Origin of the sequence: Streptomyces sp. CB02366, assembly GCF_001905905.1 — a bacterium.
Lineage (GTDB): Bacteria > Actinomycetota > Actinomycetes > Streptomycetales > Streptomycetaceae > Streptomyces.
Genome location: NZ_LIVT01000005.1, coordinates 199,470 through 223,086, shown reverse-complemented (window position 1 = coordinate 223,086; position 23,617 = coordinate 199,470). Strand labels below are relative to the sequence as shown.

The 23,617-nt window shown below is 73.8% G+C and carries 20 protein-coding genes; 3 read left to right on the top strand and 17 right to left on the bottom strand.

Annotated elements, in window-relative coordinates; genetic code table 11:
* Positions 1–7: 7 nt before the first annotated feature.
* The 8 genes from AMK24_RS17995 to infC form a co-directional block, all read right to left on the bottom strand.
* The gene (locus AMK24_RS17995; RefSeq protein ID WP_073769792.1) at positions 8–1,354 is read right to left on the bottom strand and encodes a transcriptional regulator; all 1,347 of its coding nucleotides are present in this window, start codon (positions 1,352–1,354) and stop codon (positions 8–10) included.
* Positions 1,355–1,774: 420 nt separating this feature from the next.
* Positions 1,775–4,288, bottom strand: a complete 2,514-nt coding sequence (pheT, locus tag AMK24_RS17990; RefSeq protein WP_073769791.1) for a phenylalanine--tRNA ligase subunit beta — start codon at positions 4,286–4,288, stop codon at positions 1,775–1,777.
* A complete protein-coding gene (gene pheS / locus AMK24_RS17985) occupies positions 4,288–5,427 on the bottom strand; it encodes a phenylalanine--tRNA ligase subunit alpha (protein WP_073769790.1) in 1,140 nt (379 codons plus the stop codon). The genes pheT and pheS overlap by 1 nt, the downstream gene beginning before the upstream one ends.
* 116 nt (positions 5,428–5,543) lie before the next feature.
* Positions 5,544–6,680, bottom strand: coding sequence for a sensor histidine kinase (locus tag AMK24_RS17980; protein WP_073769981.1), 1,137 nt, complete (start codon positions 6,678–6,680; stop codon positions 5,544–5,546).
* Between the two features lie 171 nt (positions 6,681–6,851).
* Positions 6,852–7,697, bottom strand: a complete 846-nt coding sequence (locus AMK24_RS17975) for a TrmH family RNA methyltransferase (RefSeq protein ID WP_073769789.1) — start codon at positions 7,695–7,697, stop codon at positions 6,852–6,854.
* Between the two features lie 124 nt (positions 7,698–7,821).
* Entirely contained in the window at positions 7,822–8,205 is a 384-nt protein-coding gene (gene rplT / locus AMK24_RS17970; RefSeq protein WP_005319596.1) for a 50S ribosomal protein L20, read from the bottom strand.
* Between the two features lie 107 nt (positions 8,206–8,312).
* Positions 8,313–8,507: a 50S ribosomal protein L35 gene (gene rpmI / locus AMK24_RS17965; protein ID WP_030191890.1), complete on the bottom strand. Its 195-nt coding sequence runs from the start codon at positions 8,505–8,507 to the stop codon at positions 8,313–8,315.
* A 120-nt stretch (positions 8,508–8,627) separates the two neighbouring features.
* Entirely contained in the window at positions 8,628–9,287 is a 660-nt protein-coding gene (infC, locus tag AMK24_RS17960) for a translation initiation factor IF-3 (protein ID WP_073769788.1), read from the bottom strand.
* Positions 9,288–9,698: 411 nt separating this feature from the next.
* Between infC and AMK24_RS17955 the strand changes: the two genes are divergently transcribed.
* Positions 9,699–10,061 carry a DUF1844 domain-containing protein gene (locus AMK24_RS17955; RefSeq protein WP_030114094.1) on the top strand — a complete coding sequence of 121 codons (363 nt, stop codon included), beginning with the start codon at positions 9,699–9,701 and terminating at the stop codon, positions 10,059–10,061.
* A 79-nt stretch (positions 10,062–10,140) separates the two neighbouring features.
* Here the strand turns inward: AMK24_RS17955 and AMK24_RS17950 are convergent, their stop codons facing one another.
* The 4 genes from AMK24_RS17950 to AMK24_RS17935 all read right to left on the bottom strand — a co-directional run bounded on the left by AMK24_RS17950 (position 10,141) and on the right by AMK24_RS17935 (position 13,918).
* A complete protein-coding gene (locus AMK24_RS17950; RefSeq protein ID WP_073769787.1) occupies positions 10,141–10,854 on the bottom strand; it encodes an MIP family channel protein in 714 nt (237 codons plus the stop codon).
* 99 nt (positions 10,855–10,953) lie between these two features.
* Positions 10,954–11,739: an SseB family protein gene (locus AMK24_RS17945; RefSeq protein WP_073769786.1), complete on the bottom strand. Its 786-nt coding sequence runs from the start codon at positions 11,737–11,739 to the stop codon at positions 10,954–10,956.
* Positions 11,740–11,861: 122 nt separating this feature from the next.
* Entirely contained in the window at positions 11,862–13,046 is a 1,185-nt protein-coding gene (mycP, locus tag AMK24_RS17940) for a type VII secretion-associated serine protease mycosin (protein ID WP_073769785.1), read from the bottom strand.
* A complete protein-coding gene (locus AMK24_RS17935; RefSeq protein ID WP_073769784.1) occupies positions 13,043–13,918 on the bottom strand; it encodes a hypothetical protein in 876 nt (291 codons plus the stop codon). Before AMK24_RS17935 ends, mycP begins: the two co-directional genes overlap by 4 nt.
* Positions 13,919–14,470: 552 nt before the next feature.
* Here AMK24_RS17935 and AMK24_RS17930 point away from each other — a divergent pair.
* Positions 14,471–15,673, top strand: a complete 1,203-nt coding sequence (locus AMK24_RS17930) for an amino acid deaminase/aldolase (protein WP_073769783.1) — start codon at positions 14,471–14,473, stop codon at positions 15,671–15,673.
* Positions 15,674–15,709: 36 nt separating this feature from the next.
* Here the strand turns inward: AMK24_RS17930 and AMK24_RS17925 are convergent, their stop codons facing one another.
* Positions 15,710–16,663 (bottom strand): DUF2510 domain-containing protein, encoded by a 954-nt coding sequence (locus AMK24_RS17925; protein WP_073769782.1) that lies wholly within the window; start codon positions 16,661–16,663, stop codon positions 15,710–15,712.
* 117 nt (positions 16,664–16,780) lie between these two features.
* A complete protein-coding gene (locus tag AMK24_RS17920) occupies positions 16,781–17,716 on the bottom strand; it encodes a LysR family transcriptional regulator (protein ID WP_073769781.1) in 936 nt (311 codons plus the stop codon).
* A gap of 70 nt (positions 17,717–17,786) precedes the next feature.
* Here AMK24_RS17920 and AMK24_RS17915 point away from each other — a divergent pair, with 70 nt between their 5' ends.
* Positions 17,787–18,992, top strand: coding sequence for a TDT family transporter (locus AMK24_RS17915; RefSeq protein ID WP_073769780.1), 1,206 nt, complete (start codon positions 17,787–17,789; stop codon positions 18,990–18,992).
* A gap of 92 nt (positions 18,993–19,084) precedes the next feature.
* Here the strand turns inward: AMK24_RS17915 and AMK24_RS17910 are convergent, their stop codons facing one another.
* The 3 genes from AMK24_RS17910 to AMK24_RS17900 all read right to left on the bottom strand — a co-directional run bounded on the left by AMK24_RS17910 (position 19,085) and on the right by AMK24_RS17900 (position 23,545).
* Complete coding sequence (locus AMK24_RS17910) at positions 19,085–19,630, bottom strand: helix-turn-helix domain-containing protein (RefSeq protein WP_073769779.1); 546 nt, start codon at positions 19,628–19,630, stop codon at positions 19,085–19,087.
* Between the two features lie 164 nt (positions 19,631–19,794).
* A complete protein-coding gene (locus AMK24_RS17905) occupies positions 19,795–22,416 on the bottom strand; it encodes an ABC transporter permease/substrate binding protein (RefSeq protein ID WP_073769778.1) in 2,622 nt (873 codons plus the stop codon).
* Complete coding sequence (locus AMK24_RS17900) at positions 22,409–23,545, bottom strand: quaternary amine ABC transporter ATP-binding protein (protein WP_073769777.1); 1,137 nt, start codon at positions 23,543–23,545, stop codon at positions 22,409–22,411. Before AMK24_RS17900 ends, AMK24_RS17905 begins: the two co-directional genes overlap by 8 nt.
* Between the last annotated feature and the right edge of the window lie 72 nt (positions 23,546–23,617).

Genomic DNA, 23,617 nt, shown 5'->3' with positions numbered 1-23,617 from the left:
GCGGAGCTCACAGAGGCACGCGGAGCGCCTCGTCGATGAGGTCCGTGGTCCGTACGGCCTCGGCGCAGCCGCTCGCCGCGAGGCCGCGCCTGATCCCCCGCAGCCGGTCGCGCAGCCGCTGGGACTCCATCCCCCGCGCCCTGGCCGCCATCTCGGCAGCGGTGACGGCCGCGCGGTCGGCCTCGCCCTGGAGCAGCTCGATGTGGCTGAGCATGGCGAGCCGGTGCACGCGCCCCCGATCGTGCGCCGGGGCGCGCACGGCGGAGGCCGCGTGCTCCCGCGCGGCGGGGAGGTCCCCGAGGCCGAGCAGCGCCTCCGCCACCTGGACGTCGACCAGCCCCGGCTGGACGTACCCCGTCTCGTCCGGCTCCCGGCCGGTGTGGATGCGGTCCGCCTGGCTCTCGGCCCGCCCGATGCAGGCGCGGGCGCTCGCCGCGTCGCTGAGCCGGGCGTACGCCTTGGCCTGCATGGCGTACAGGTCGGCGGCGAGGGCGGGGGTGATGTGGTCGCCGGCGGCCCGCAGCGCGGCCTCGGCGAAGGCGATGGAGCGGCGGTGGTCGCCGAGGAACAGCGACTGGGTGACCAGCAGGGCGATCACATAGCCGCCGAGCCCCCGGTCCCCGCTGGACTTGGCGAGCCGCAGCGCCTGGTGGAAGTAGCGCTGGGCCAGGCCGTGGGCGTCGGAGTCGTAGGCGCAGATGCCCGCCACCGCCACCAGTCCGGCGGTCGCGCGGTGCAGGCTGCGGCCGAGGGCGTCGCTGTGGCCGCCGCGCAGCAGCGGCGCGGCCTCCGCGTCGAGGAAGCGCACGATCCGGGACCTGGTCGCGATGCCGCCCGTCTTGCGGTACATCTGCTCGTAGTGGTCGCGGGCCGCCTTGAGCATCGCTATGCCGGCCTCGCTCACCCGGACCGGTCCCGGACGCGAGACGTCGGTGTCCTCGGGCGGGTTCTCCCACTCCCAGACCGGCACCACCGCCGGCGTCCCCGTGACGGCGGGCACCGTGGCCAGGTCCGGGCGCTGCTGTCCGTCCGAACGCCACAGGGCGGTGGCCCGCTCGACGAACCCGGAGAGGGTGGCCCCCTCGGCCCCGGCGTCCGGGCCGGCGGCGAAGGCGCCCATCCCGATGTCGTCGAGTCCGACGGGCCGCCCGAGCCGGTCGGCCAGCACCTCGCAGATCAGGTCGGACACCTGGCCGCGTGGGCGCTGGCCCTTGAGCCAGCGGGAGACCGCCGTGTGTTCGTACCGCAGGCTCAGCCCGCGGGCCCGGCCCGCCCGGTTGACGTGGCCGGCGAGGCCCGCGCGCGAGACCCCGGCTTCCTCGATCAGGGCTTCGAGCAGGACATTGGGCTCCATCGTCCCCCCAGGTGCGTGTCGCGATCAGCCTAGTGGAGCACGATTCACACGGGGTGTGAACGGAATGCCCGAAGCCTCCCGCCGTGCACTCTGCCGCGCAGGTTCCGCGGTCGGTTGAATGAACTCCCTCGCAAGAGGCGGCCGGGTCGTCGGCTCCCCCTCGTAACGGCTGACGACCCGCACCCGCGCCGTCCGCACTGCCGCCCTGCCCGACACTCCGAGGCAGCGCGGACGGCGCCCGGACCGCACGGCCCACTGACCGACGACGAAGGAGGGTGGCTGCGGACGGCGGCCGGAACCGCGTTCCTCCCGGTTCCCGCCCCCGGTCCCGCGTGTGGTCCATCCGCCGCCCGGCGGGACGGGAAAGGGGCGTATCCGGTGGCCGGATACGCCCCTTCTCCACGCTTCGGCGCCTGACGCCTACGCGCCGCGCAGCACCGCGCCCGTGCGCTCGGCGGCCAGGGCCACCGCGCTGTCGCGGGCGGCCGACGCCTCCTCCACGGTCAGGGTGCGGTCGGCGGCGCGGAAGCGCAGCGCGTACGCCAGGGACTTGTTGCCCCCGCCGATCTGCTCACCGGTGAAGACGTCGAACAGCCGGAGCGATTCGAGGAGTTCACCCGCGCCCTCGCGCAGCGCCCGCTCCACCTCGGCGGCCGGGACGTCCTCGGCGACGACGAGCGCGACGTCCTGGGTCGCCACCGGGAAGGTGGGGATCCGAGGCGCCTGGAGCACTCCGTCGACGGCCTGGTCCAGGACGTCCAGCTCGACCTCCGCGGCACAGGTCCGCTCGGGCAGGTGCAGCGCCTTGACCACGCGCGGGTGCAGTTCGCCCGCGTGTCCGAAGAGGGTCTCCTCGCCGTTCACGGTGACGTACAGCGCGGCGCAGCGGCCCGGGTGCCACGGGGCGTGCCGGTCGGCGCGGACGATGACCTCCACCCCGGCCTCCGCGGCGATGGACCGGGCGGCCTCGACGGCGTCCGCCCAGGTCGCCGGGGTGCCCTTGCCCCACCAGCCGGCCTGTTCGCGGGCGCCCGCGAGGACGACGGCGGCGCGGCGCGGCTGGCGCGGCAGGGCCGCGTTCAGGGCGGCGATCTCCTCGTCGGTGGGCCGGCGGTCGACGGGCAGCCGGGCCGCCGGGGTCTCCTCTCCGGTCGGCCTGAAGACCAGGCCGGTCTCGAAGAGCGCCAGGTCGTGGCTGCCGCGGCCGTCGTTGCGCCGCAGCGCTCCGAGGAGGCCCGGCAGCAGCGTGGTGCGCAGCGCCGGCTCCTCGTCGGAGATCGGGTTGACCAGCGTGACCGTGCGGCGGCGGTCGTCGTCCGCCTCCAGGCCGAGCTGGTCCAGGACCGCGTCGCCGATGAAGGGGTAGCTCAGCGCCTCGACGTAACCGGCGCCGGCCAGGGCCCGGCCGATCCGGCGGTGCAGCCGCTGGCGTTCGGTGAGGCCGTGCCCGGCGGGGGGCGTCGGCAGGGTGGAGGGCAGGTTCTCGTAGCCCTCCAGCCGGATGACCTCTTCGGCCAGGTCGTTCGGCTCGTTCAGGTCGGGACGCCAGGACGGGACGGTGACGATCAGCTCGTCCTGCCCGTAGACGTCGCAGCCGACCTCCTGGAGGCGGCGGACGACGGTCTCGCGGCCGTACTCCACCCCGGCGACCCGGTCGGGGTGGTCGGCCGGCATCGCGATGGTGCGCGGGGCGGAGGGCGAGCTGATCTCGGTGACCCCGGCCTCGGCGGTGCCGCCCGCGAGCAGTACCAGCAGGTCGACCGTGCGCTGCGCGGCAGCGGCGGCGGCCTGCGGGTCCACGCCCCGCTCGAAGCGCTTGGACGCTTCGGAGGACAGCTTGTGGCGGCGCGCGGTACGGGCGATCGAGATCGCGTCGAAGTGCGCGGCCTCGATGACGACCTCGGTGGTGGGCGCGTGCTCGCCGTCCGCGTCGGCGATCTCGGTGTTGGCCCCGCCCATGACGCCCGCGAGGCCGATCGGCCCTCGGTCGTCGGTGATGACCAGGTCCTCGGCGTCCAGCACGCGCACGGTGCCGTCCAGGGTGGTGAGCTTCTCGCCCTGGGTGGCACGGCGTACGCCGATCGCGCCCTGGACCCGGTTGCGGTCGTAGGCGTGCAGCGGCTGGCCGAGCTCCAGCATCACGTAGTTGGTGACGTCGACGGCCAGCGAGATCGGCCGCATTCCGGCCTTCTGCAGTCGGCGCTGCATCCAGATCGGGGAGCGGGCCTCGGGCTGGAGGCCGGTGACGGTGCGCGCGGTGAACCGGTCGCAGCCGATCGGGTCGCCGATCCTGACCGGGTAGCCGTACGCGTTCGGCGCGGGCACGTCCAGGAGGGCCGGGTCGCGCAGCGGCAGCCCGTAGGCGGTCGCGGTCTCGCGGGCGACCCCGCGCATGGACAGGCAGTAGCCCCGGTCGGGGGTGACGGCGATGTCGAGGACCTCGTCGACGAGCTGGAGCAGCTCGATGGCGTCGGTGCCGGCCTCGTGCTCCGGCGGCAGCACGATGATGCCGTGCGTGCCGTCGTCGCCCATGCCGAGCTCGTCGGTGGAGCAGATCATGCCGTGCGAGGTCTTGCCGTACGTCTTGCGGGCGGCGATCGCGAAGTCGCCGGGCAGGACCGCGCCCGGGAGGACCACGACGACCTTGTCGCCGACCGAGAAGTTACGGGCTCCGCAGACGATCTCCTGCGGCTCGCCGGTGCCGTTGGCGGCGCCGACGTCGACCGTGCAGAAGCGGATGGGCTTCTTGAACCCCTCCAGCTCCTCGATGGTCAGGACCTGTCCGACGACCAGGGGGCCCTTGAGGCCCGCGCCGATCTGCTCGACGGTCTCGACCTCCAGGCCCACGGAGACGAGCTTGGCCTGTACGTCACGGCCGGTCTCCGTCGCCGGCAGGTCGACGTACTCCCGCAGCCAGGAAAGCGGGACGCGCATCAGATCTCCATCCCGAACGGCCGGGTGAACCGGACGTCGCCCTCGACCATGTCTCGCATGTCTTCGACGTTGTGGCGGAACATCAGCATCCGTTCGATGCCGAACCCGAAGGCGAATCCGCTGTACTTCCGGGGGTCGACGCCGCAGGCGGTGAGCACCTTGGGGTTGACCATGCCGCAGCCGCCCAGCTCGATCCAGCCTTCGCTGCCGCAGGTGCGGCAGGGGCGCTCCGGGTTGCCGACGGACTCGCCGCGGCAGACGTAGCAGACCATGTCCATCTCGGCGGACGGCTCGGTGAACGGAAAGTAGTTCGGCCGCAGCCGGGTCTTCATGTCCGGCCCGAAGAGCGCCTGGACCATGTGGTCGAGGGTGCCCTTGAGGTCGGCCATGGTCAGGCCCTCGTCGATGGCGAGCAGCTCGATCTGGTGGAAGACCGGGGTGTGCGTGGCGTCCAGCTCGTCGGTGCGGTAGACCCGGCCGGGGCAGACCACGTAGACGGGGGGCTTGCGCTCCAGCAGCGAGCGGGCCTGGACCGGGGAGGTGTGCGTACGCAGCACGACACCGGACTCGTCGCCCTCGGTGGCCTCGCCCCCGGCGGTGGCGCCCCGCACGAAGAAGGTGTCCTGCATCTGGCGGGCCGGGTGGTCGGGCAGGAAGTTCAGGGCGTCGAAGTTGAACCACTCCGCCTCGACCTCGGGGCCCTCGGCGACCTCGTAGCCCATGGCCACGAAGACGTCCGCGACGCGCTCCATGAGGGTCGTCAGGGGGTGGCGGGCGCCGGCCGGGAGGCGGTCGTAGGGCAGCGTGACGTCCACGGCCTCCTCGACGAGCACCCGGGCGTCGCGCTCCGCCTCCAGTTCGGTCTGGCGGGCGGCGAGCGCCTTGGAGACGGCGCCGCGGGCCTGGCCCACGCGCTTGCCCGCCTCGGCCTTGGCCTGCGGGGGGAGGGCGCCGATCTCGCGGTTGGCGAGGGACAGCGGCGAGGTACCTCCGGTGTGCGCGGTCTTCGCCTGGGCGAGCGCGTCGAGGTCGCCGGCGGCGGCGAAGGCGGCGAGCGCCTCGTCCCGCATGCGTTCGATCTCTTCCGGTTTCAGTGCCTCGACCTCGACTGGGTCGTACGACTTGTTCGGTGCCGACATCTCTTCCCGTGCTTCCGATTGGCTGGTGGCGCGACCCGGCTGGAGACCGCTGGACGCAAAGGTGCCAAAGGTCGAGTCTAAGGGCCGCAGGACGATCGGGGAGCCCGTGGGCCGCCTCAGGCCAGGTAGGCGGGCGTGCTCACGGGCAGAACGAAGCGGAACTCGGCTCCGCCGCCGGGCCCCCGGTCGACGGTGATGGCGCCGCCGTGGGCCTCGACGATGCCCTTGACGATGTAGAGGCCCAGGCCCGTGCCGCCGCGCTTGCTGCCCCGCCAGAAGCGGGTGAAGACGCGGCTCATCGACTCCTCGGGGATGCCGGGGCCCTCGTCGCTCACGGTGACCGCCGTTCCCGTCTCGTCGCCCGCCCCCGGCGCGGGTGCCGGGGCGATCTCGATGGTGACGGTTCCCTCGCCGTGGCGCACCGCGTTTTCCAGGAGGTTCCCGAGGACCTGGTCGACCTTGTCGGGGTCGGCCCACAGGGCGGGCAGCGGCCCCCGGGCCCGGACCCGGAAGCGGTCGGGCGCCTGGCCGCCCGTGATGAGGGCCTGGACGTGGCGGGCGACGGCGGCGGCGATGTCGACGGGCTGGCGGCGCAGCTCCAGCCGGCCGGAGTCGATCCGGGAGATGTCGAGCAGTTCGGCGATGAGCCGGGTGACGCGGCCCGCGTCCGCGTCGACGGTCTCCAGCATCAGCCGCTTCTGGTCGTCGGTGAACCGCTCCCACTTGGCGAGGAGGGTGGCGGTGAACCCCTTGACGGAGGTCAGCGGGGAGCGCAGCTCGTGCGCGACGGTGGCGATCAGCTCGGCGTGGCTGCGTTCGGTGCGCCGACGGGCCTCGGTCCCGCGCAGGCAGACCACGACCCGGCGTACCGGGCCGGTCGGGTGCTCGCGCACGTAACGGGCGGAGACCAGCACCTCGCGGCCGCCGGGGAGCAGCAGGTTGCGCTCGGGCTGGCCGCTGCGGGTGGCGAGGCCGCCGTACGGGTCGGTCAGCGGCCACCAGCGCTTGCCCTTGAGGTCCTCCAGCGGGAGGACGGCCTCCAGGGGGCGGCCGATCGCGTCGGCGCGGTCGGTGGCGGTGATGCGGGCGGCGGCGGCGTTGAAGCAGACGACGCGTCCGCGGCCGTCGGCGACGACGAGACCGTCGGGAAGATCGTCCGGATCGAGGCCCGCGCCCGGGCCGTCCGGCTCCCCGTCCGCAGCGTGCGGTGTGGCGGTGTGCGCCGGTCGCGGCGAGCTCATGCCGACAGCCATCTTCCCGTATCCCACCTCTCGAACCGGTGCAGTGGGCCCCCGAGTTCGTCACCCTACTAGTCGTCGGCGGACCGGCGACACCCTGCGGGGGCGCGGAGGGGAGCACACCGGCGGGCGGGGCGCGGGATTGGCCGGGATCGTGCGCCGAGGGGGTGCCGGACCGGTACGGCGTTACGCGCCGGGGGCGCGCCGGGGCCGCTGTGCGCGGGCGGAGGCGTAGAGGCAGACGGCGGCGGCGGTGGCGAGGTTGAGGCTCTCCGCCTTGCCGTGGATGGGGACGCGGACGACGGCGTCGGCCAGGGCGCGGGTCTCCTCGGGGAGCCCCCACGCCTCGTTGCCGAAGACCCAGGCGGTGGGGCCGCCCATGGTGCCGGCGTCCAGTTCGTCGTCCAGGTCGTCGGCCCCCGCACCGTCCGCGGCGAGGATGCGCACACCGGCGTCCCGCAGGCCCCGTACGGCCTGTTCGACGGGGACGCCGACGGCGACGGGCAGGTGGTAGAGCGACCCGGCCGAGGCCCGTACGGACTTGGGGTTGTAGAGGTCGACCGAGGCGTCGGTGAGGATCACCGCGTCCGCGCCCGCGGCGTCCGCGCAGCGCAGGACCGTCCCCGCATTCCCGGGGTCGCGCACGTTGGCCAGGACCGCCACCAGGGCGGGCCCGGCGGCGAGGATCTCCTGGAACGGGGTGTCCAGGAAGCGGCAGACGCCGATGAGGCCCTGCGGGGTGACGGTCTGGGAGACGTCGGCGAGGACGTCGGCGTCGGCCAGGTGGACGCGGGCGCCCGCCGCGTGGGCCGCCCCGACGATGTCGGCGTACCGGTCGGCGGCCTCGGGGGTGGCGAACAGCTCGATGAGGGTGGGCTCCCCGTCGCCGCCCCGGTGGGCGGCGGCCTCGCGTACGGCCTGGGGCCCCTCGGCGATGAACCTGCGCTCCTTGCCGCGGAAGTTGCGGCGGGCCAGCCGGCGGGCGGCGGCCACACGGGGGGAACGCGGGGAGATCAGTTCGGGGGTGCCCATGGTCGGCGGCGAGCCTCTCTGCGTACGGCTGGGGCGGTGGGGTGGCGGTGGGGGCAACGCACCGGACCCGCAGACGGCGTGCGCCTGCGGGTCCGGTTCACGTGCCGGGAAGGGGGCGCCTGGCTCAGGCGGCCTTCGGGGCGTTGACGTCGCTCGGGAGGGCCTTCTGGGCGACCTCGACGAGGGCGGCGAACGCGCCTGCGTCGTTGACCGCGAGCTCGGCCAGGATCTTGCGGTCCACCTCGATGTTGGCGGCCTTCAGACCCTGGATGAGACGGTTGTACGTCATGCCGTTCTGGCGGGCAGCGGCGTTGATGCGCTGGATCCACAGCTGCCGGAAGTCGCCCTTGCGCTTCTTGCGGTCGTTGTAGTTGTAGACCAGGGAGTGGGTGACCTGCTCCTTGGCCTTGCGGTACAGGCGCGAACGCTGACCGCGGTAGCCGCTGGCCTGCTCGAGGATCGCCCGGCGCTTCTTGTGGGCGTTGACTGCCCGCTTGACGCGTGCCACTTGTTAACTCCTTGTAGCGGGGCCGTGGGTGTCGTCACACGGCCCGGAAACGAATTGGTCCCGGTGTGATCGAGGTCGCGCCTCCGGAGGGGTCCGGAGGCCGGACCTCACTTGCCGAGAAGCTTCTTGATCTTCTTGGCGTCGGCCGGAGCCGCGACGACCGTGCCGGTCAGCGAGCGGGTCTTCTTGGACGACTTGTGCTCGAGAAGGTGGCGCTTGCCGGCCCTCTCCCGGAGCACCTTGCCGGAGCCGGTGATCTTGAAGCGCTTGCTGGCACCGCTGTGCGTCTTGTTCTTCGGCATCGCGCCGTTCTCTCCTCGTCAGTGGCGCCCCTCACGGTGCGGGCACCGGACTGCAGGGGCGTCAGATCTCTATGGGTTTCCGGGGGGACCCGGGGGCGCCTGGATGGCGGCCCCCGAAGGTCACGCCTCGGAAGGTGTCTCGGCCGGAGCCTCGGCCGCTGCGGCCGGAGCCTCAGCGGTGTTGCCCTCGGACGGTGCGTCGGTCGTGCCCTGACGCTCCGCCTTGCGGGCGGCCTGGGCCTCGCGGGCTTCGGCCATGGCTTCGGTCTTCTTCTTGTGCGGGCCCAGAACCATGATCATGTTCCGGCCGTCCTGCTTCGGGTTGGACTCGATGAAGCCCAGGTCCTCGACGTCCGAAGCGAGACGCTGGAGCAGTCGGAAGCCCAGCTCGGGGCGGGACTGCTCACGACCACGGAACATGATCGTGATCTTGACCTTGTCGCCCTGCTTGAGGAACCGGACGACGTGACCCTTCTTGGTGTCATAGTCGTGCGGGTCGATCTTCGGCCGGAGCTTCATCTCCTTGATGACCGTGTGCGCCTGGTTCTTGCGCGCCTCACGGGCCTTCATGGCCGACTCGTACTTGAACTTCCCGTAGTCCATGAGCTTGCACACGGGCGGACGGGCTGTCGCCGCCACCTCGACCAGGTCGAGGTCGTACTCCTGTGCGAGTTCCAGGGCCTTGGCAAGCGGAACAATCCCGACCTGCTCGCCACTGGGACCGACAAGTCGGACCTCGGGAACGCGAATCCGGTCGTTGATGCGGGGCTCGGCGCTGATGGATCCTCCTCGGTAGCACCACGCGACCGCCTGGCGGACAGCCGCGTAACGTCTGTAACGTCAAGACCAACCGAACCGGAATGCAGAAAATGCCCCGGACGGGACGCAGGCGGGGCTCCAGGAACTACCGGAACACCGCCGCGGTCAACCGCGGGGCGCATCGGACGGCTCCATCGTCCGTACGGAACGATGGGGACCGCCTGACCGGTGACCCGCCGTCCGCGAGGACGGTCAGGTGGGAGAACGGAGCCTCCACTTGCGGGCCGGGCACACAGGTGTCCGGCCGGTCGTTGTTACAGGTTAACAGTCCGCTCGCGGGGGCGCTAATCGCACGGCCGGGGGCGCGACCGGAGGAGCGCCGGGGGCTCCCCGGGGGACGGAGCCCCCGCCCCCGGGCCGTATCGTGTGGGCATGAGTGACGCGACCCCCAGCAGTGAGAACCCCGGCTTCGACGACATGGCCCGCGACATCGCGGAGGTCCCCGCCGTCGAGGTCATCGTGACGGTCGCCGTCAACCTGATGAGCGCCGCCGCGGTGAAGCTCGGTCTCACCGAGGAGGGCGAGGACCACAAGGACCTCGACGAGGCCCGCAAGCTGGTCCAGGCGCTGGCGGGGCTGCTGGACGCGAGCGCCACGGAGATCAGCACGTTCCACGCCTCGCCGTTGCGCGACGGCCTGAAGTCCCTGCAGCTCGCCTTCCGCGAGGCCTCCCTGGTACCGGACGAGCCGGGCCACGGCCCCGGCGAGAAGTACACCGGCCCGGTCTACGGCTAGCCGCCCCTTCCCCCGCACATGCGGAAGCCGCCCCCCACGGGGGGCGGCTTCCGCATGTGCGGTCGGCCGGGTCGGTCGCTCAGACGGCGTCCTCGGCCTTTGCGGGCCGGGCCTCGGGGCGGGGGTGGGTGACCTGGTGGGCATAGGCGGCGATCGCTCCGCCGACCAGGGGCGCGACGATGAACAGCCAGAGCTGGGAGAGGGCCGCGCCGCCCGCGAAGAGCGCCGGGCCGAAGCTGCGCGCCGGGTTGACCGAGGTGCCGGTCAGCGGGATGCCCACCAGGTGGATCGCGGCGAGCGCCAGGCCGATGGGCAGCCCGTCGAAGCCGACGACCGCCACCTTGTGCGTCACCGCCAGGACCACGTAGACGAGCAGGAACGTCAGGACCACCTCGGCGAGGAACGCGCCGCCGATGCCGATGCCGACGGCCGACCGGTCCTCGTAGCCGTTGGTGCCGAACTCCCCGCTGGTCTCCAGCCCCGGGATCTGCTTCGCCAGCAGGAACAGCAGGGCCGCGCCGACGACCGCGCCGAGGAACTGGGCCACCCAGCGCTCGGCGGCCGCACGGATGTCGAGCCGGCCCGCCATATACATGCCCAGCGTCACCGCCGGATTGACGTGGCAGCCGGAGATCGGGCCGAGCGCGTAGGCCAGCGCGAGAAGGGTGAAGCCGAAGGTGAGGGCGATGCCCACCGTGCCGAGGTATTCGACGGCGACCACCGCCGACCCCACGGCGAAGAACACCAGTAGCAGGGTGCCGAGGAATTCCGACGCCACGATCCGCTTCTGCATGGAACCACCTCGCGAGTAGGCCGGTATGCCGGATTTCTCCGATGTCCCGGTTCATTCTCACGGCGGGGGGCGGCCGGCGCGCGTCGGACCGGCCTCCCCTCAGCGGACGAAGAGCGGTTTCCCGGGGGTGTCGGTGCCGGGCGGGAGGATGGCCAGGTCCAGGCCTTTCACCAGCCGGGCCCGCAGCACGTCGCTGGCCGCCAGCGCCCCGGCGACGCGGCGGGCCGCCTCGGCGGGGGCCGCGTCCGGGGCGAGGACGAGCGCGAGGGTGCCGTCCGCGCTGCCGGGGCCGAAGTGGGCGCGGACGACGGCGGGGTCGGCGGCGACGATCTCCCGTACGGCCTCCGCGACGGCGGGGTCCTGGAGCGGGTCGATGCTGGTGCGGTTCTCCGCGAGGGCCAGGAGCGCCTGCCCGCTCAACTCGAAGGCGACGGGTCCGGCGAGGTCGAGCACGAGGGTGTCGGCCTTCTCGTGGGCGGCGGCCTGGAGCGCCTGGTGCAGCGGCACCGCGACGGGGCGCGCCCGGGGGTCCCACCGTGCCAGCGCGTCGGTCGAGGTGAAGGCGGGGAGCGCGCGCCGGTCGCCGGCCTGGAGGGTGGGCACGGCCATGTCGCTGGTCTTCTCCCGCCGCAGCCCGCTCCCCCGTCTCCCACCGCCGCCCTTCTGATGGGCTTCGCGGTCCTCCTGACCGTCGTGACCGCCCTCCTCCACCTCCCCGAGGACGGCGACGACGGGGACCAGGAGCCGGGCGCCCCGCAGGGCGGTGAGAACCGGCCCCACGGCGCTCCGGTCCCGCGACCAGGCGTCCAGGGCGCTGGTCAGGGCGGGGGACGCCGAGCCGTCGTCGTCGGAGAAACCGGGATCCGGAATGTTCTTGAGCTCCACGGGACGAGGGTAGTGCCTGGGCTCCGGCTCCCTGTCCGCAGGTCTCGCGGAGGGCCCGGGCCGCCGAACGGGTGACGGGGCGGGCCGGGCGCGCGGGGAGGCCGCCGGCCCGGGCGGGGTGGTCAGCGGCGGCCGGGGGCGGTGTCGCGGCCACGCCACAGCACGACGGCCGCGGCCAGCAGCGCCGCGCCGAGGCCCCCGGCCAGCGGGGCGGCCCAGGCGGCCGCCCCCCCGTCGGTGCGGGGCGGGGTCGGGCCCTCGCCGAAGTACCGGCCCCGGTGCCCCGCCGGGGCCGCCTTGGCGCCCACGTCCCCCGGGCGCAGCCGGGCGCCCGCCTCGATGGCCTCGGCCGGGTCGACGATGCCGTACCCCCGGGCGTCGTCACGGCCTTCGGCGGGGGCGTCGCGGGCGGTGTCGGCCAGCAGCTTCTTGATCTGGGCGGGGCCGAGCCCGGGGTGGGCGGCGCGGACCAGGGCGACCGCGCCGGATACGAACGCGGCGGCGGCCGAGGTGCCCCACTCGATGTAGTAGTGCCCGTCGGGGTTGGCGACCACGATGTCGACCCCGGGGGCGCTGACGGTGGCGTACCAGCGACGGGTGGAGAACGAGGCGTGCGTGCCGTACTCGTCGACCGCGGCGACCGCGATCACTCCGGGGTAGGCGGCCGGATAGGAGACCCGGTCCCCCTTCTCGCCGCCGTTGCCCGCCGACGCCACCACGGGGATGCCCTTGGAGAGCGCGTACTGGACGGCCGAGTCCTCGCCCGGGTCGGGGTGGGCGGATTCGCTGTCGTCGCCGAGGGAGAGGTTGATGACGTCGGCGCCGTTGTCGGCGGCCCAGCGGATGCCGTCGGCGAGGGCGGAGCCCCGGGACTTGCGGGCTTTGGCGCGGTCCGGGTCCTTGGATTCCAGGATGACCCGGACCGGCAGGACGCGGGCCTCGGGGGCGATGCCGAGGACGCCGTCGGTGCGCCCCGGTCCGCTGCCCCGGCCGGCGATGATGCCGGCCATCGCGGTGCCGTGCAGGGCCCAGGAGGGGTCGCCGCGGGTCGCGCCGAAGCCGATGAGGTCCTTGCCGGGGAGCACCTGGCCCGCCAGGTCGGGGTGGGCGTCGTCCACCCCGGTGTCCAGAACGGCCACGGTGACGCCCCGGCCCCGGGTGGTCTGCCAGGCCCGGTCGGTGTGCAGTGCGTCCAGGGCCCACTGCTGGTCGCGGATGGCGTCGGCGCGGGCGGGCGCGGCGGGGGTGAGGACGAGCACGGCGGCGGCGCAGACCGCGGCGAGGACGCGGTGGGGTCGTCGGGTCATCCGGGCTGCTCCGTGAGGTCGGCGACGGCTTTGCGCAGTCCGCGTTCCACCCGGTCCGCGACGCCCTTCGCCTCGTGGCCGAGTCCGGCCTGCGCGATGTCCGTCGCGGCGTCGGGGGCCATGGCCTCGGCCGCGGGCTGCGGCTCGGCGACCGGGCGCCCGTCCGCGAAGCCGGAGACGGCGAAGACGACGACCGGGATCTCGGTGAGCGGGGCGACCGTCCAGCTGGCTCGCTGTCCGGGGCCGAAGGAGGCGGCGGGGGTGCCCTCGGGGGCGTACGTACGGGGCATGAGGTCCCGGCGCGCGCCGAGCTTCTGCTCGGTGAACCGGGTGCGCAGGGCCTGCATGCCGGGGGCGTCGGCCTCGGTGAAGACCAGGCCGACGGTGGTCACGGCGGAACGGGTGGCGTCGGTGTAGGTGGCGCGCACCAGCCGTTCGCAGCCCACGGACCGGAGGGTGGTGAGGAGCAGCGGGTCGAGCCCCTCCTCGCAGCGGGAGTCGGCGGCGACGGCGAGGCGGGTCCAGTCGCGGTGGGTGCCGCCGGGGCCGGCGCCCCTGCCCTTCAGGGCGGGCGGGAACAGCGTGTCGACGGGAACGCTGTGCCAGGCGGTGCGCGCGGCGGCGTAGGGGCTCCGGGCGGCCTCGGCCGAGGAGTCGCCGGTCAGCCAGGCACCGGTGGCCGCCCCGCCGATCAGCCCGAGGCCCAGTACGACGCAGGCGGCGGCCGCGGCGGTGCGCCACCGCTGCCGGGGGCGGACCGGGCGCAGCCGGGTGGTGGTCTCGGCGGGGGTCTCCGGGGGGCCGGGTCGGAACGGGAACCGGTGGCCACCCGGCGGCGGTGGAACGGCTCCCGGGGCGGGTGCGAGGTCCACGGCCCCGAGGGGTCTGCGCCGCGGGACGGGCGGCGGGGCGGGAAGCGCGCCGGGGGGCGTCGGGCCCGCGGAGGGCGGGGCGGGGTGCGCCGGGCTCGCGGGCGGCGTCCGGGGGGCGGCCGGTGGGACGAGGGGCGCCGGTGCGGCCTGGCGGGAGGCGGGAGGCGTCCGGGGGGCCGGGGGGAAGAGGGGCGCCGGCGCGGCCCGAGGGGCGGCGGGGGGCGGGCTCGCGGGCGCCGCGGGGCCGGGCCGCCCGGCCGGGGCGGGGCTCGCGGGGGCCGGGGACGGCGGGGGTGTCGGGGGTGTAGTCGGAGGGGTGGTCGGACGGGGCGGCACAGGGGGGCGCTGCGCTTCGGTACTCATCCGGCCCCCTGCGTACACATCCTCGTACCGACCACGGATCACCGCCGCTGACAGGCCCGTTGGTGCTCGCGTGCACGTCACTCTACGGGCTGCGGGCGGGGGGCGGGGAAGGGGACCTCCCGCGCGGCGGGGGATCTGTCCCGATCGTCCCCCTACCCAGCCGTAGCGGCTCTCTGGCAAGCTGCGGCCATGACTGCCCGCGCCGCTGACCGGACCCGTTACAACCGGGCCACCGCCCACCTCGACGCCCCGATCGCCATCGTCGATCTGGAGGCGTTCGACGCCAACGCCGACGATCTGGTGCGGCGGGCGGCCGGGAAGCCGATCCGGGTCGCGAGCAAGTCGGTGCGGTGCCGGGCCCTGCTGGAGCGGGTGCTGGCGCGGCCCGGGTTCGCCGGGATCATGTCGTTCACGCTGGCGGAGTCGCTGTGGCTGGCGCGGGCCGGGTTCGACGACGTCCTGCTCGCCTACCCCTCGGCCGACCGCGCCGCCTTCGCCGAGCTGGCCTCCGACCCGAAGCCGGCCGCCGCCGTGACGGTGATGGTCGACGACCCCGCCCAGCTGGAGTTGATCGACGCGTCCCGGGCGGGCGGACAGGAGGAGATCCGGGTCTGCCTGGAGCTGGACACCTCGCTGCGGATGCTGGGCGGCCGGGTGCGGATCGGAGCGCTGCGCTCCCCCCTGCGCTCCCCCGCGCACCTCGCGGAGCTGGCCCGCTCGGTGGCCCGGCGGCCGGGCTTCCGGCTGGTGGGCCTGATGGCGTACGAGGGGCACGTCGCCGGGGTGGGGGATGCCGTGGCCGGGCGTCCGCTGCGGTCCCGGGCGATCCGGTTGATGCAGGCGGCGGCCCGTAAGGAGCTGGCCGCGCGCCGGGCCGAGGTGGTGCGGGCGGTCCGGGCGGTCGTGCCGGACCTGGAGTTCGTCAACGGCGGCGGTACGGGCAGCGTGCAGCACACGGCGGCCGAGGAGGCGGTCACGGAGATCGCCGCCGGTTCGGGGCTGTACGTGCCCCGGCTGTTCGACGACTACACGTCGTTCACCGGCCGCCCCGCGGCCCTGTTCGCCCAGCCCGTGGTGCGCCGGCCCGGCGTGGGCGTGGTGACGGTGCTCGGTGGCGGCTACCCGGCCTCGGGCGCGGCCGGGGCGGACCGGTCGCCGGTGCCGTATCTGCCGGAGGGGCTGCGCTACGACCCGCAGGAGGGGGCGGGCGAGGTGCAGACGCCGCTGCTGGGCTCCCCCGCCGACGACCTGCTGATCGGTGACAAGGTCTGGTTCCGGCACGCCAAGGCCGGGGAGCTGTGCGAGCGCTTCGACGCGCTCCAGCTGATCGCGGGCGACCGGATCACGGCGACCGTTCCGACGTACCGGGGCGAGGGGCGAACCTTCCTCTGACCCCGGGCCCCGCGGGGACGCTCCGGAGCCGCCCGCTCAGGGGCCGACGGACGCGCCCACGCCCCCGTTCGTCGCGCTGTCCCCGACCGGTCGGATGCCCCGGGTGATCGTGTCCATCAGGGAGAGCGGCAGGTCGGCGACGCCCGCGTCGAAGGCGAACCGGACGATCACCGGGGTCTCTGAGCCCACCGAGGAGGGGAAGGCGAGGGACTGCACGTAACCGCCGGGCCCCTTGCCGGTGGTGACCTGCCAGCGCACCAGGTAGCCGGTGCGGCCCGCCACGGTCGCTTCCCGGGCTTCGAGCACCTTGTGGGACCGGATGCCGCCGTGGAGGCGGCGGCCGAGGCCGTCCTCCTCGTAGGCCTGGTCCGCCGCGGTGGCGATGTCCGCCTCGGCCAGCGCCTCGGGGGCGGTCCCGGTGCTCCGGGCGGTGTGGGTGGTGACCGTGCCGTGGTAGCAGAACGACGAGCCGCCGGGGCAGTCGTAGGACTGCTCGGTGCGGATGGTGGGGACGTCCTGGAAGCTGTTCTCCGGCTTCTCCCAGCCCTCGGGGACCGGCAGGGTGATCCCGTTGAGCTGGTCGACGAGGACGGAGGGGTCCGCGTCCGGGCCGGGCCCCCCGGTGGGCGCGGCGGTGGCCGTGGGGGCGGTCGTCGTCGGAGCCGTCGTCGTCGGGGCCGCCGTCGTACCGCCGTCGTCGCGGCCCAGCAGGATCGCCCCGGTGACGGCCGCGCCCAGGACCAGCGTCCCGGAGAGCGCGATCGCCAGGGTCCTGGTCCGGTCGCCGCCCCCCGGGCCGCCGTGGGGGCCGCGCGGGGACGAAGGCGTCGGGGGGCCGAACTCCGCCGCGGGTGCGGGCGGGTGCGGCGGTGCGGCGTGGGCGGCGGCGGGCGGGCGGGTGTGCGCGGTCCAGGCCGTGCCGTCCCACCAGCGTTCGAGGCCGGGCACGCCCGTGTCCGGGTACCAGCCGGGCGGCGTCGCGTGACTCATGCGTCCACCTTAGAGTCCGGCTCCCGCACGCCCGGCCGGGTCCAGCGAGGTCCGGTGGGTCCGGCCTGGTTCGGGGATCCCGCTTACTCGGGCGTCACGGCGAAAGGCCCCGCGTCCTCAGGCGTCGCGGGCGGTCAGGGACAGCAGGTCGCGGGCGGGGCCGGTGGGGCGGTGGCCCCCGGGCCAGACGGCGCGCAGCTGGCGGCGCAGCCGTACGCCCGCGATCGGGACCTTGACGAGGCGGCGGGCCGACAGTTCCTCGCCCAGGGCCAGTTCGCTCAGGACGCAGGGGCCGGCGCCGCTCTCCGCCGCCCCTTTGACCGCCGTGGTGGAGGAGAGCTCCAGCAGCGGCCGGGCCAGTCCGCCGTGCACGGCGAGCGCGGCGTCCAGGACCTGGCGGGTGCCGGAGCCGTGTTCGCGCAGGATCAGCGGGGTGGCGGCGAGTTCGGCGGGGAGCAGCGGGGTGCGGCGGCGGGCCCACGGGTGGCCGGGGGCGACCACGACCACGAGGCGGTCGTGGGCGATGACCGTGCCGTCCAGGCCCTCCGGTATCGACAGGCCCTCGACGAAACCGAGGTCGGCCTCGCCGGTGACCAGGCGGCGGGCGACGGCGGAGGAGTTGCCGGCCAGGAGCGAGACGGCGGTGCCGGGGCGCTCCCCGCGCAGGGCGATCAGCCAGCCCGGCAGCAGGTATTCGGCGATCGTCATGCTGGCGGCGACCCGCAGCCGGGAGTCGCGGCGGTCGCGCAGCGCCTGGGCGCCCGCGTCGAACGCCTCCGCCGCCTCCACGACCCTGCGCGCCCAGTCGGTGACGAGCGCGCCCGCTTCCGTGAGGCGGGAGCCGCGCGGGGAGCGGTCCAGCAGGGCGACGCCGAGCTGCCGCTCCATCGACCGGACGCGGCTGGAGGCGGCGGGCTGGGTGATGCCGACGTCCCGGGCGGCCCGCCCGAGACTGCCGTGCCGGGCGACGGCGAGGAGCAGTTCCAGCGCTCCCAGATCGGGGACGCGGTGGGCGAGGGGGGTGCGGGGTACGTCGGGGTCGTCGCCGGTCATCGATCCAGCTTATGACCTCATAGGGACGGGGCCCCTGGCGGGCCGGAGGCCCCGGGCGAAGACTCGCGGCATGTCCGTTCTTCCGCAGACCCGCACCGCCGCCCCGCCCCCGCTCCCCCGCCCGGCGGAGACTTCCCCGGCGGCGCCCCCTCCGGCCCAGGCTCCCGGCGGCCCGGCGCGGTTCCCTTCCCTGCGGCACATCGGTCCGAACTGGTACGCGAGCGTCATGGGCACGGCGATCGTCGCGTCCGCCGGGGCGGGGCTCGCCGTGGACGTCCCCGGGCTGCGCGCGGCCTGTGTCCCGGTGTGGGCGCTCTCGGCCCTCATGCTCCTTTCCGTCCTCGCCGCCCGGGCCGGCCACTGGCTCTGCCACCGGGACCAGGCCCGCGCCCATCTGCTGGACCCGGCCGTCGCGCCGTTCTACGGCTGCCTGTCGATGGCGCTGATGGCGGTCGGCGGGGCCACCTTGACGGTCGGTGCGGACGTGGTGGGCGCACGGGCGGCGCTCGCGGTGGACGTGGTGCTGTTCGTCGCGGGTACGGCGGTGGGGCTCGCGGCGGCGGTCGTGGTGCCGTACCTGATGGTCGTGCACCACCGCCCGGCGCCCGGGACCGCCTCGCCGGTCTGGCTGCTGCCGCTGGTCGCCCCGATGGTGTCGGCCTCGCAGGGCGCGCTGCTGGTGCCGCACCTCTCCCCCGGGCAGGGGCGCCAGACGCTGCTGCTGGCCTGCTACGCGATGTTCGGCCTGTCGCTGCTGGCGACGCTGGTGGTGCTGCCCCTGGTGTTCTCCCGGCTGGTCCACCGGGGGCCGCTGCCGCTGGCGCTGACGCCGACGCTGTTCCTGGTGCTGGGGCCCCTCGGGCAGTCGACGACCGCCGTGAACCAGCTGGCCGACGTCGCCCCGGGGGCGGTCGGGGAGCCGTACGCCTCCGCTTTCGCCGCGTTCGCCGTGCTGTACGGGGTGCCCGTGACGGGGTTCGCCCTGCTGTGGCTCGCCCTGGCGGCGGCGATGGTGGTGCGGGCCGCGCGGAACGGGATGGGGTTCGCGATGACGTGGTGGGCGTTCACCTTCCCCGTCGGCACGTGTGTGACGGGGGCGGCCGGCCTGGCCCGGCACACCGGCTCGGATGCGCTGACATGGCTCTCGGTGGCGCTGTACGTGTTCCTGGTCGCGGCGTGGGCGGCGGCCGGGGCGCGGACGGCCGGCGGGGTGGTCAGCGGCGCGCTGACGGCGGCGCCCGCGCCGCCCCGGCCGGCGACGGCCCGCACCACGTGAGCGGTCGCCCGTCGAGGAGTGCGGCGGGCAGGGCGGGAAACGCCTCGGGCCCGTCGCCGTACGGTCCGGGGCGGCGGCCCGGTCCGGGCGGCTCAGCGGCGGGAGTCGAACGTGGCGTCGATGTGTTCGGCCACCGAGACGACCAGGAGCCGGGTGCCGGGCACGGTGGCGCGCCAGCGGTGGCGGACCCCGCCGGAGAGGAACAGGCTGTCGCCGTGCTCCAGGCGGTGCACCCGGCCTTCGGCCTCGATGTCGACGGCGCCCTCGACGACGTACATCAGCTCGTCGTTGCGGTGCTGGAACTCGCGCCCGAGATCCGATTCGCCGTTGAACTCCAGGGCGCTGAGCTGGTGCCGGCCGCGCACCAGGCGGCGGACGCCCTCGCCCTCCCCGGCCCGGACCACGTCCACGGCGCGCGCCGAGTCGGCGGCGGCGTGCAGCCGGCCGGTGGTGGTCTCCAGCGCTTGGGCGACCCGGTCGAGGGAACGGGCGCTGGGACGGGCGCGCTCGTTCTCGATCTGGCTGAGGAAGGGCACGGAGAGGCCGCTGCGCTCGGCGACCGCGGCCAGGGTGAGGCCCAGGGTCCTGCGTCGTCGGCGGACGGCGGCGCCCACCCGCGGTGTGTCCTTCTCGTCCATGTCCCAGCTCCCTCCCACCCCCGCCATCCTCGCGGTTGCCAGCACCTTACGCACATGGTCGCGCACGACGTCCGGCGAACGGCCCCCCGGCAGCCGGAAGGGGCGGCCCCGCCCGAAGGCGGGAGCCACCCCTTGCGACCTGTGCTTTTGTGCCCTTGAGGCCCTTATCGGGGGGCCATGGTGTCCACGATGCCCGGGTTGTCGTCCATCCAGGCCCTCACGGCTTCCTCCTCGTGGCCCGCGCCGCGCTTCTGGATCTCGTTCTCCAGTCCGCCGAGCTGCTTCTCGGTGAGCTTGAAGTCCTTGAACCACTTCGTCAGCAGCGGGTACCGCTCCGGGAACTCCTCGGAGGCGATGGTGTGCAGCCGGTCGCCCTCGCCGAACGCCTTCTTCGGGTCCTTCAGCTTGGTCATGCCGTACTCGTTGTACGCCCAGTGCGGGGTCCACAGCAGGACCGCGACGGGCTCCTTCTTGGCGTACGCGCGCTTCAGCTCGGCGAGCATGCCGGGCGTGGAGGAGTCGAGGACCTCGTACTCCCCGTCCAGGCCGTAACTCGGCAGGACGTTCTTCTTGAGGTTCTCCATGGTGGCGGTGCCGGGCTCGATGCCGACGATCCGGCCCTTGAACTCGGAGCCCTTGCCCTTGAGGTCGTCGAGGGTCTCGACGTCCTTGACGTAGTCGGGGACGGCGACCTCGATGGAGGTCGGCCCGTACCAGGAGCCGAGGTCGGTCAGCCGGTCGCCGTACTTGTCCCAGTAGTTCTTCTGGGTGTGGGGCAGCCAGCCGTCGAACTGCACGTCGATCTGGCCGCGTGACATCGCGGCGTACATCGGGCCGACCTCGAACTGCTTGAGGTTGATCCTGTAGCCGCGCTCCTCCAGGACCGCCTTCCACAGGTAGGTGGCCGCGATGTCCTCCTCCCAGGGGAACCAGGCCACCTCGAGGGCACGGTCGCGCTCGTCCTTACCGCCCTCCGCCGTCGCGCCCTTCGGGGCCGGGGTCCACTTGTCGGCGGCGCCCGGGTTGTCCTCCAGCCAGGTGCGGACGGCTTCCTGCTCCTTGCCGGAGCCGGCCTTCTGGATCTCGGCCTCAAGGCTGGTGAGCTGCTTCTCGCTCATCCTGAAGTCCTTGATCCACTGGGCGACCTCGGGGTTCTCGGCGGAGAAGCCCTTGCGCGCCAGACTGTGGACGCCGTCGCCCTTGCCCCAGAGCCCCTTGGGGTCCTTCAGCTTGGTGAGGTCGTACTCGTTGTACGCCCAGTGCGGCGACCAGAGTGGAACGACGATCGGTTCCTTCTTGGCGTACGCGCGCTTCAGCTCGGCCAGCATGGACGGCGTGGAGCCGTCGATGAGCTTGTACTCCTCGTCCAGGCCGTAGCCCGGCAGCAGCTTGTCCTTGAGCAGGCCCATCTCGCCGGCGCTCGGCTCGATGCCGACGATCCGGCCCTTGAACTCGGACGCCCGGCCCTTCAGGTCGTCCATGGTCCGGACGTCCTTCATGTACGCGGGGACGGCCAGCTCCAGCGAGGTCGGCGAGTACCACGCGCCGAGGTCCTCCAGGCGGTCCTTGTACTTCTTCCAGTAGCTGGCGTGGGTGACCGGCAGCCAGGCGTCGGTCTGGAAGTCGATCTGCCCGTTGGCCATGCCGGTGTACAGCGCCCCGGCCTCGTACTGCTTGACGTCGACCTCGAAGCCGCGCTGCTCCAGCATCTCCTTCCAGAGGAAGGTGGAGGCGATGCCCTCGTCCCACGGGATGTAGCCGATGCTGAGCTTCTTGCCGTCGCCGATCTGCCCGGCCCTGCCCGCGGTGGCGTCCTTGGCGCCGCCGAAGAGGCTCATGCCGCCCGCGACGAGCGCGAGGACGACGACGCCGACGGCCGCGACGCGGGGCTGGGGACGGTAGGTCCAGATCTTCCAGCCCTCGGCCATGGCCTGGGCTTTGGCGACCGCGCGGCGGCCCAGCGGGGAGACCTCGGCGCCGAGCGCGCCGGTCATCCGGTCCAGGTACATGGCGAGGATGACGATGGAGATGCCCGCCTCGAAGCCGAGGCCGACGTCCACGTTGCCGATGGCGCGGTAGACGGAGCCGCCGAGACCGCCGCCGCCGACCATGCCCGCGATGACGACCATGGAGAGGCCGAGCATGATGACCTGGTTGATGCCGGCCATGATCGTGGGCAGGGCGAGCGGCAGCTGGACGCGCAGCAGGGTGTTGCGCGAGGTGGTGCCGAACGCCTCGGCCGCCTCGACGAGTTCGCCGTCCACCTGGCGGATGCCGAGTTCGGTCATCCGGACGCCCGGGGGCAGCGCGAAGATGATCGTGGCGATGATGCCGGGGACCACGCCGACGCCGAAGAAGATGACGCCGGGGATCAGGTAGACCATGGCGGGCATGGTCTGCATGAAGTCCAGGACCGGCCGGGTCACCGCGCTGACGGCCTTGGACCGGGAGGCCCAGATGCCCAGCGGCACGGCGATGACCAGGGTGACGAGGGTCGCGACGAGCACCAGGGTGAGGGTGTCCATCGCCTCGTCCCACAGTTCGACGGAGTCGATGAGGGCGAATCCGACGAAGGTGAGCAGGGCGGCGGGGAGGCCGCGCAGCCACCAGGCGATGACGGCGACGATGCCCGCGAAGAGCAGCGGCGCGGGGGCGGACAGCACGGCGGCTATGCCGTCGAACATGCCGCTGACGAGGGCGCTGACGGCGTCGAAGAGCCAGGCGAGGTGGGCCTGGAGCCAGTCGACGGCGGAGTCGACCCATTCGCCGAGGGGGAGCCTAAACACCGGCCACCTTCTTCATGCCGTCCGCCGTGGCGGGCACGGTGTCGCGGGGGGCCTCGGCCGGGGTCGTCGGCTCGCCGAGGACGGCGAGCAGGCGGGAGCCGGGGACGACGCCGACGAGCTCGCCCTCGGCGTCGGTCACGGCGACCGGGTTCGCGCTCTGCGAGCAGGGCGTGAACAGGTCGATGATCGGCGTGGACTCCGCAACCGCGGCGGGGGCCGCGGCCAGCACGTCCTGCGGGGTGCGCAGTTCCCTGCCGTCCGCCGCCCTGGTGCCCATGACGGTGTGCGCCTCGGCCATGATCGCCCCCGCGGTGAGGACCCGGGAGCGGTCGACGTCCTGGGTGAAGGAGGCGACGTAGTCGTTGGCCGGAGTGACGAGGATGTCCTCGGCGGTGCCGAGCTGGACGATCTCGCCGTCGCGCATCACGGCGATGCGGTCGCCGAGGCGCATGGCCTCGTTGAGGTCGTGGGTGATGAAGACGATGGTCTTCTTCAGCCGCTTCTGCAGCTCCAGGAGCTGGTCCTGCATGTCACGGCGGATCAGCGGGTCGAGCGCGCTGAAGGACTCGTCCATGAGCAGCAGGTCGGCGTCGGTGGCCAGGGCGCGGGCGAGGCCTACGCGCTGCTGCATGCCGCCGGACAGTTCGTCGGGCCAGGACTTCTCCCAGCCTTCGAGGCCGGTGAGCCGCAGTGCCTCGGCGGCGCGCACCTCGCGCTCCTCGCGCGGGACGCCCTGGACCTCCAGGCCGTACGCGGCGTTCTCCAGCACGCTCCGGTGGGGGAAGAGCGCGAAGTGCTGGAACACCATGCTGATCCGGGTGGAGCGGACGTGCCGCAGGTCGCGGGGGCTCAGGGCGGTCAGGTCCTGACCGTCGAACAGCACCCGGCCCGCGGTGGGCTCCAGCAGACCGTTGAGCATCCGCAGCAGGGTGGATTTGCCGGAGCCGGACAACCCCATGACGACGAAGATCTGCCCCGGCTCCACGGTGAACGAGGCGTCGATCACCGCGGCCGTCGTTCCGTCGGCGCGCAGCTCGTCGCGGCCTGCGCCGCCTTCGAGCTTCCGCACGGCTTCATCGGGTCGTCTGCCGAACACTTTGTACAAGTGCTCGGCTTGCAGCCTGGACACATACACCTCACGGGTCGAACCGAAAAACGGCCTGCCACCCCCTCCGGCAGACCGTGGAGCGATGCGGGTTCC

Excerpts from the sequence above, each read along its gene's own strand:
- pheT (WP_073769791.1), bottom strand. The coding sequence starts at position 4,288 with ATGCGCGTCCCGCTTTCCTGGCTGCGGGAGTACGTCGACCTGCCGGCG.
- AMK24_RS17995 (WP_073769792.1), bottom strand. The coding sequence starts at position 1,354 with ATGGAGCCCAATGTCCTGCTCGAAGCCCTGATCGAGGAAGCCGGGGTC.
- pheS (WP_073769790.1), bottom strand. The coding sequence starts at position 5,427 with ATGTCGGCACCGAACAAGTCGTACGACCCAGTCGAGGTCGAGGCACTG.
- AMK24_RS17975 (WP_073769789.1), bottom strand. The coding sequence starts at position 7,697 with ATGGGCACCCCCGAACTGATCTCCCCGCGTTCCCCCCGTGTGGCCGCC.
- AMK24_RS17950 (WP_073769787.1), bottom strand. The coding sequence starts at position 10,854 with ATGCAGAAGCGGATCGTGGCGTCGGAATTCCTCGGCACCCTGCTACTG.
- AMK24_RS17915 (WP_073769780.1), top strand. The coding sequence starts at position 17,787 with ATGTCCGTTCTTCCGCAGACCCGCACCGCCGCCCCGCCCCCGCTCCCC.
- AMK24_RS17910 (WP_073769779.1), bottom strand. The coding sequence starts at position 19,630 with ATGGACGAGAAGGACACACCGCGGGTGGGCGCCGCCGTCCGCCGACGA.
- AMK24_RS17925 (WP_073769782.1), bottom strand. The coding sequence starts at position 16,663 with ATGAGTCACGCGACGCCGCCCGGCTGGTACCCGGACACGGGCGTGCCC.
- AMK24_RS17930 (WP_073769783.1), top strand. The coding sequence starts at position 14,471 with ATGACTGCCCGCGCCGCTGACCGGACCCGTTACAACCGGGCCACCGCC.
- AMK24_RS17955 (WP_030114094.1), top strand. The coding sequence starts at position 9,699 with ATGAGTGACGCGACCCCCAGCAGTGAGAACCCCGGCTTCGACGACATG.
- AMK24_RS17980 (WP_073769981.1), bottom strand. The coding sequence starts at position 6,680 with ATGGCTGTCGGCATGAGCTCGCCGCGACCGGCGCACACCGCCACACCG.
- rpmI (WP_030191890.1), bottom strand. The coding sequence starts at position 8,507 with ATGCCGAAGAACAAGACGCACAGCGGTGCCAGCAAGCGCTTCAAGATC.
- mycP (WP_073769785.1), bottom strand. The coding sequence starts at position 13,046 with ATGACCCGACGACCCCACCGCGTCCTCGCCGCGGTCTGCGCCGCCGCC.
- AMK24_RS17920 (WP_073769781.1), bottom strand. The coding sequence starts at position 17,716 with ATGACCGGCGACGACCCCGACGTACCCCGCACCCCCCTCGCCCACCGC.